A 2984-nucleotide genomic window follows, 5' to 3' on the forward strand; every position below is an offset into this window, starting at 1 on the left:
GCGATCTTGGGAAGCCCGCACCGTATGCGTAGCATTGGTGTCGGGAGGATGTCACGAATGGTTTAATGAAGGCAGAGTCAGTGTTGGATGTGCCCAGTGGATTGCGATCGCTTACTGTCCGCTTATGATTACACCCTCTCCCCGGACCGGATTGCTCAGGCTCCTGTTGTTCCCAGAGACAGCGCCCGTCTGTTAGTTGTGAAAGATGCCAATGACCACACTCATGCCATCTTTCGGGATTTGCCACAATTACTCAAACCAGGTGACCTGCTGGTTTTGAACAATACCCGCGTCCTACCTGCCCGTTTGTACGGTCATAAATCCAGTGGCCTGTCGGTGGAAATCCTGCTACTGGAACCCCAGCCTAATGAGACTACAGATGCCGATGATTTTTCGACTTGCTGGTTGGCGCTGGTGAAGCCTGGTAGACGACTCAAACCGGCAGCGGAAATCTGGTTCAAAGGGCCGATAACTGATGCAGCAACGGATCAGACACCCCTGAAAGCGACGGTGTTAGCCTCAGATCCGACCACCAGTGGCAGAATTATTGAGTTTCAAGTGCCTCCGGGGCAGTCTCTGAAGGATTGGCTCTATGAATTCGGTCAGGTGCCGTTACCGCCCTACATTTCCAATCCAGAAGCTAGCCCCGATCAGTATCAAACCGTGTACGCCGATCGCCTGGGAGCCGTTGCCGCCCCCACTGCCGGACTACATTTCACGCCCGAACTCTTACAAACGTTGGAAGAACACGGGATTCAGCAGGCATTTGTCACCCTGCATGTGGGAGTCGGCACCTTTCGTCCTGTGGAAGCAGAGGATATTACCCAGCATCAAATGCATGCCGAATGGGCAGAAGTCTCCCAGGATACAGTCGATCGCATTCGCCAAACTAAAGCCCAGGGCGGACGGGTAATTGCCGTAGGAACAACGGTGGTGCGATCGCTGGAAGGAGCCGCTCAGTCAGGAACTTTGCAACCCTTATATGGCAAAACCAATCTCTTCATTTATCCGGGCTATCAGTGGCAGGTTGTTGATGGCCTGATTACTAATTTCCACCTGCCAAAATCCAGTTTAATGATGCTAGTGAGTGCCCTGATTGGTCGCCAACGGTTGCTGGATTTGTATCAGGTTGCGATCGAGGAAGGGTATCGTTTTTATTCTTTTGGTGATGCGATGTTGATTTTGCCAGAAGCAAGACAGCGCCAGATCTTCAACTCCGACTAGGGCAGTCAGCAAGCCGACGTGATGGCGGCGATTGCGCTACCCTCGGCTAAGATTTTGAAGTGCTAGTTGACCTGCTTCTTCAGCTTAAAGTGATTGGAATGCCTGCCTATGAGACTCAATCATCATCAGTAGGATGGGCAGAGCTTGCTGTGCCCATTCAAATCAGCCAGAGTGACAGAATGGAACGTTTCCCTATCTCCGTAACTTGGGGCAGCTTGGCATGGATGAAGAAAAAACAGTGGAAGTAGGCTCACGAACTTGGGTGGACGATCGATTGGTGGAAATCGATCGCCTCCCTGATTCCTTGCAGAGGGTAAAAGCACTGGTTGAGTTGGCTTCTCAGTTATTGCCCTCTCCCGAAGATGTTTTCCAAGAAGCCCTTGCCGCTGCTCAAAATATTGAAGAACCATCTGCCAAAGCCGCAGCCTTAAGCGCGATCGCCCCTCACTTACCGGAATCGCAACGACAGGATGTGTTCCAGCAGGCTCGAATAGCTGCTCAGGGTATCGAATGGCCAAATGAAAAAGCTGAAGTCTTAATGAAAATTGCCCCTCACCTGCCAGAATCGCAACAACAGGAGGTGTTTCAACAAGCCCTTACTGCTGCTCAGGAGATTCAGGATGCAGCCACCAAGGTCAAAGCCTTAAGTGCGATCGCGCCCCACCTACCGGAATCGCAACAACAGCAGGTACTCCAACAAGCCCTCACCACCGCTCAAGCCATTGAGGATTCAGGGGCCAAAGCCCAAGTCTTAAGTGCGATCGCGTCCCACCTACCGGAATCTGCAACTGATCTGCTGCAACAAGCCCTCACCGCCGCTCAAGCCATTGAGGATTCATGGGACAAAGCTGAAGCCTTAAGTGCGATCGCGCCCCAGTTACCCGAGTCAGAACGTTCAACCGTCCTGGCCTAAGCCATGGGCGCCTTCCGAACTGTTCAAGAGTCGGACTTTCAAAAGTTGCAATTTTTGTTTTTAGACGGATTTTTCCTAGAAGTGAATCTGCTGGAAATAGAGTCGTGCTAATGCGTATTCAGGCGTTCAGTGCGATCGCTCTTCAGTTGCCGGAGTTAGAACGCTTACCTGTTCTGGCTGAGGCTTTAGAGATAGCTCGGAAGATTGCAGATGATGCAACCCGTGCCCGTGCTTTGAGTGAGATCACCGCCCAGTTGCCGGAGTCAAAATGATCCACTGTGTTGACCCAGGCTTTGGAGACAGCCCAGACGATTGCAGATGATCGAATCTGCTCAAAAAATTACAAATGATTATAATCGCGCCGAAATACTAAGTGAGATCTCTTCCCAATCGACTAAGCCAAAACGCTCAATCGTCCTCAAGCAAGCTCTTGAGGCTGCCTTGATGATTCAAGAAGTAGATTTTATTTCACCTCTGCTTGGAATTGAAAGTGCTGAGAAAGCGCGCATTCAAGTGTTGAGTACACTTATTCCGCAGTTGCCCGAACCAGACCGTTCAACTGGGTTTCAAGCGCTTCTCGAGGCTGTCAGGGAGATTTTGGATAAAGAAGATCGTGCCCAGTAGCCTCTTGATATTGATGAATTATATGCTGCAGGAGGGTTTTCGAATGTGCAGTATTGTACACAAGTTTTGTGTCAAATAGTCCCCCACTTGTCCGAGCCAGAATGCTTGAAAATACAGAGTGTCGCTGAAAAGATTGGGGATGCGCAGTCTCGCACCTATATTTTGAGTGCGCTCGCCCCTCAGTTGTCCGAACCAAAACGCTTAGAAGTGCTAAGAGAGGCAC

The 2984-nt window shown here is 50.7% G+C and carries 4 protein-coding genes; all 4 read left to right on the forward strand.

What is annotated here, in order from left to right; genetic code table 11:
• The first annotated feature begins 87 nt into the window (after positions 1 to 87).
• The 4 genes from queA (at position 88) to ACUVQO_RS19080 (ending at position 2761) form a co-directional block, all read left to right on the forward strand.
• Positions 88 to 1224, forward strand: a complete 1137-nt coding sequence (gene queA / locus ACUVQO_RS19065; protein ID WP_445927414.1) for a tRNA preQ1(34) S-adenosylmethionine ribosyltransferase-isomerase QueA — start codon at positions 88 to 90, stop codon at positions 1222 to 1224.
• Between the two features lie 220 nt (positions 1225 to 1444).
• Positions 1445 to 2137 carry a hypothetical protein gene (locus ACUVQO_RS19070; RefSeq protein WP_445927415.1) on the forward strand — a complete coding sequence of 231 codons (693 nt, stop codon included), beginning with the start codon at positions 1445 to 1447 and terminating at the stop codon, positions 2135 to 2137.
• A 104-nt stretch (positions 2138 to 2241) separates the two neighbouring features.
• Positions 2242 to 2409 (forward strand): hypothetical protein, encoded by a 168-nt coding sequence (locus ACUVQO_RS19075; protein WP_445927416.1) that lies wholly within the window; start codon positions 2242 to 2244, stop codon positions 2407 to 2409.
• Positions 2410 to 2455: 46 nt separating this feature from the next.
• Complete coding sequence (locus tag ACUVQO_RS19080; protein ID WP_445927417.1) at positions 2456 to 2761, forward strand: hypothetical protein; 306 nt, start codon at positions 2456 to 2458, stop codon at positions 2759 to 2761.
• Positions 2762 to 2984 lie beyond the last annotated feature (223 nt).

Source organism: Leptodesmis sp. (genome assembly GCF_052746595.1).

Excerpts from the sequence above, each read along its gene's own strand:
- ACUVQO_RS19080 (WP_445927417.1), top strand. The coding sequence starts at position 2,456 with ATGATCGAATCTGCTCAAAAAATTACAAATGATTATAATCGCGCCGAA.
- queA (WP_445927414.1), top strand. The coding sequence starts at position 88 with ATGTGCCCAGTGGATTGCGATCGCTTACTGTCCGCTTATGATTACACC.
- ACUVQO_RS19070 (WP_445927415.1), top strand. The coding sequence starts at position 1,445 with ATGGATGAAGAAAAAACAGTGGAAGTAGGCTCACGAACTTGGGTGGAC.